Annotated in this window: 3 protein-coding genes and 1 pseudogene; 1 reads left to right on the top strand and 3 read right to left on the bottom strand. The window is 67.9% G+C overall.

Translation table 11 applies throughout. The annotated features are described in order from the left end of the window. The 3 genes and pseudogenes from AX737_RS04745 to AX737_RS04735 all read right to left on the bottom strand — a co-directional run. Positions 1–399 (bottom strand): annotated as a pseudogene (locus tag AX737_RS04745) (flagellar protein); the annotation flags it as partial. A gap of 153 nt (positions 400–552) precedes the next feature. Next, on the bottom strand, positions 553–1,551 hold the full coding sequence (locus tag AX737_RS04740; protein WP_066919388.1) for a helix-turn-helix domain-containing protein: 999 nt from the start codon (positions 1,549–1,551) through the stop codon (positions 553–555). Between the two features lie 61 nt (positions 1,552–1,612). Next, positions 1,613–2,233 carry a site-specific integrase gene (locus AX737_RS04735; protein ID WP_066919386.1) on the bottom strand — a complete coding sequence of 207 codons (621 nt, stop codon included), beginning with the start codon at positions 2,231–2,233 and terminating at the stop codon, positions 1,613–1,615. A 709-nt stretch (positions 2,234–2,942) separates the two neighbouring features. Here AX737_RS04735 and AX737_RS04730 point away from each other — a divergent pair. Then, on the top strand, positions 2,943–3,191 hold the full coding sequence (locus AX737_RS04730; RefSeq protein WP_066919384.1) for a hypothetical protein: 249 nt from the start codon (positions 2,943–2,945) through the stop codon (positions 3,189–3,191). Positions 3,192–3,670 lie beyond the last annotated feature (479 nt).

Raw genomic sequence — 3,670 nt, 5'->3', positions numbered from 1 at the left:
CCGGTGGGTCCCTTTTGGACGCCGATCCTGGGTCCCTTTTGGACGCCGATTGACAGCCTGAGTGCCCTGGAGCTTGGGCAGGTTGGTGGTGGCGTTCGATTGGGCCTGGCTCACCACCGACTGCATCTGCTTGACCAGCGCGGTGAGCGTGTCGACGCCCTTGGCGGCGGCCTGGATGGTCTGGATGCCGTTTGAGATGCCGCCGAGCAGGCCCGACAGGGCGGCGGCCCGATCGGTGAGGCTCGAGGCGGTGAAAAAGTTCACCGGGTTGTCGAGCGCTGTGTTGACCTTCTTGCCGGTGGAGAGGCGGTTCTGGTTGGTCGAGGCGAGGGCGGCCGTGTCCTGCAGCGAGAGCAGGTTCTGGCGGGTTGCGGCCGAGAGGGTGACGGCGGACGGCATGGGCGAGGTGTCCCGGTGAGCCGCGCGGGGGATCTGCGCGGACCGGGCCAGTCTCCGGGGTGGCCCCTCAGCCGAGCGACGAGGATTTCGGCCTTCCGCCAGTGCGGTGCTGATGCTCCGTCCTGATCTGCTGACGTTCCGTCCCGGCCGTGGTCACAGCTCGCGCAGCCAGGCGAGCAAGGTTGGATCGGCAGCGTTCGCGCCAGCGGGTACGACCTCACCGATCGCGACCTCGCTGGGGTTGAGGCCGTAGCGGCGCCGAAAGGCGCGGGCGAAGACCGTCTGGTTGTGGAAGCCGCAGGCGTGAGCGAGCCGGGCCAGCTCCGGTCGCCGGCCCGCGGGTACCTGCCGCAGCCGCCGCATCGCCTCGGCGAGCCGGCGCTGGCGAATGTAGGCGTAGAGACCGCCGCATTCGGAGAACAGCCGATAGAGCGGCGTGCGCGAGAGGCCGAAGCGGCTCATCAGCGTCGACGCATCGACCGTGGCGAGATTGCTCTCGATGTAGCGGCGCACCTCAAGACCGAGATCATCCCGCTTCCCGGGCAAGCCCGAGGCGCTTCCGGACGTCTGCCCCTGCAGCAGAACGCGGCAGAGCGTCAGCGTGGCCGAAGCGACGGTTTGGACCTGGGTGGCGGTGAGATCCGGCAGGCAGTCGCCGAGCCTGCAGAGATGACCGGCGACCAAGGCGTCCAGGTGACGATCACGGCGCAAGTCAATGCCCCCGTGACGGTCGGGCGGCTCGCGTCCGTCGTCAACGAGGCGGTGCGGGACGAGGAGGGCCCGCGCGGCGAGGGCCTCCATCTCGATCTGCACGGGATGCGACAGGTCGAGGACGAGGATCTCGCCCGGCCCGACGCTGTCGACCTGATCTCCGTCGACACGGCGGGCGCGGCCGTGGAGCGGGGTCCAGAGGACGAGATGGTCGAGCGCTTGAGCCCTAGCCTGCTCCGGGGTCCGCTGCAGCACCTGGGACGGGCCCTTGTCGGCCGCGAGCACGCACGAACCGAGATGCTGATAGCGCAGGAAGGCATCGATGGGCACGGCCTCGTCCGGAGCCAGGCTTGCCGTGAAGAGAGGCGCGAGGCTGGCGACCCAGGCGCGGCCGCGGCGTGCGTCCTGCGGGATGTGGGCGAAGCGGTGCTCGAGGATCACCGCCGCGTCGCCCCCGACGGGGCTGTCGCGAGGCGGGACGGGACAGGCCCAGCCGCGCCGGCTACCACATGCGGGCAGCGATCTCGCGTTCCTCGGCGCCGAGCACGTCGGCGTAGATGGCAGTGGTCGACAGGCTGGCATGGCCGAGCCAGCGCTGCAGAAGGGTGAGCGGCACGCCCGAGTGCAGCGCGTGCACGCCGAAGCCGTGACGCAGGCCCTTGGGCGAGGCGGCCGAGGCGCTCACGCCCGCCTCGCGCATCACGGTTTTGACCCGCTGCCAAGCGGTGCTGCGCCCGAACGACCAGAGCCGCTGCTCGGAAGGCTGGAGGTCGTGCACGAGATCGAGGATGGCGATGATGCCGTTGGGCACCGGCACGTCGCGCACCACACCCTGCCGACGCTTCTTGAGGCAGTGCAGGCTGACGATGCCGCCTTGCTGGTCGAGGTCGGCATGGGTCAGGGCCAGCGCCTCCGAGATGCGGCAGCCGGTCCAGGCCAGGATCAGGCACAGGGTGAGCGTCTCGGGCGGCTGACGGCTGGCCGCCGCGAGGAAGCGGGTGCGCTCGTCGGGGGTGAGGTACTTGCGCCGGCCCTGAGCCGTGTGGAGCGACATGCCGGAGAGCGCGGGCGAGCGCTTGGCCGGGCACCGGGACGAGCCGGCAGGGGCTGGGCTGCGGGTCATGGCGGCACGTCCTCGCACGCGGCGGAGCCGGTGCCTGGGTGGTCAGAATTGCCAATTGTGTTCGGCGCCGCCCTCGGAGCCGCTTGGCGCGCTCTGTGGCGGGATGCAACAGCCGCGCTTGTACCGCAGCCCGACAGGTCTGCGCAAGCCAAAAAAGCGTTATGGATCAAATAAAGACAGAATTGGCAATTGTGTTCGGCGAACTGGTGCTTGTGTAACGCTGAACCGAGGCCTCGTAAAGCACCATGTGCGCCATCGCACGCGATTCGATACTTACCCGCACTCGGTCTGAGCGCTTTGGTCGGCCACGATCGCTGCGCCGTCCGTGATATCCAACACGGGCCCAAACCATTGTCCGGAGAACGGCATTCGGCGCCTCGTGATACCCAACGCGCCCATCGGATCCGGCCCGACCCATGCGGGCCTGCACCTGTGCGTTGGATATCACTCTGGTGCGCACGGTGATGTCCAACGCGGCTCGATCCCGCATCTGGACGATCTCGGGGAAGGCCGTTTCGGTGACGGAGCTAATCCGGCAGCCAAGGCGCCCCGTCGGCGAACGGCGCCACCGCCGTGAGGCGCGAGCTTCCCCCGGAAGGCTTCGCGGTGTGCGTAGCGCTCGTCCTGGTCTTCTACCTGTTCGCCCTGGTGGTCAGCGGCTGGCTCGGCTGAGCCCTGTCGTACCCCCTCACGTCCCAGATCAGAGCTCATGCCCGAGAGCCGCCGCTCACCTTCGCGCCTGCGCCAGCGATGGCATCGGCTAAGCCGGATCATCGACGCGCTGCTGCCCGGCGAGCGCCCGTCAGAACTCGGCACCTGGGCCGTGCTGATGCTGCTGGTCGGCCTGCTGCTTCTGTTCGTTGTGCGCGAGATCCGGGACGGCGCGCTCACCGGCTGCCCCGGCTATGATGGCGTGACCCACCAGCGCGAGGCCGAGGCACTTTGCGCGCAGCCTTGAGGGTTCACCTCAAACTTGACGGGGCAGCACGCCTACGGTGCGAGCTTGCGCGTTCAGGTGAGGAAGCAGGCAGATTGGCGATCGCCTAAAGTGAAGTCCTGACCCCTTGCGGACATTCGAAGCGCTGCCCTCGAAGGTCCGGATGGGGTGGGGAACGGACTCTGCCGTTCTGGCCGGAAGCGGACTTTCCGCATCCGACCTGACGCAGTCCTACACGGGCGGCCGCGCGATGCCTGAATATTAACCGAGAAGAGGGCGGCCATCGCTGCGGGATCGAGCGCCCAGCCGCTTCACGGACGAGATCCCCACCCAATCAAAAGCTTGAGGTTAATTCATGTTGATATGGTTAGGTTTGTGTTAACGCTTCGGACTCAGGGTCGGCCCTGCTTCTGCGCGGCCGAATCAGTTTAGCATCGACAATAGACCACGGCTGCGCGCTGTCTTGAGGGCGCGATGAAACTCGGTGTCAACCTCGCGGG

Source organism: Methylobacterium sp. CCH5-D2, from assembly GCF_001556475.1.
In the GTDB taxonomy this organism is placed as follows: Bacteria; Pseudomonadota; Alphaproteobacteria; order Rhizobiales; family Beijerinckiaceae; genus Methylobacterium; species Methylobacterium hispanicum.
This window is presented reverse-complemented; position numbering and strand designations above follow the sequence as displayed.

What these genes read in the sequence shown, in the direction of transcription:
- AX737_RS04735 (WP_066919386.1), bottom strand. Translation starts at nt 2,233, where the DNA reads ATGACCCGCAGCCCAGCCCCTGCCGGCTCGTCCCGGTGCCCGGCCAAG.
- AX737_RS04730 (WP_066919384.1), top strand. Translation starts at nt 2,943, where the DNA reads ATGCCCGAGAGCCGCCGCTCACCTTCGCGCCTGCGCCAGCGATGGCAT.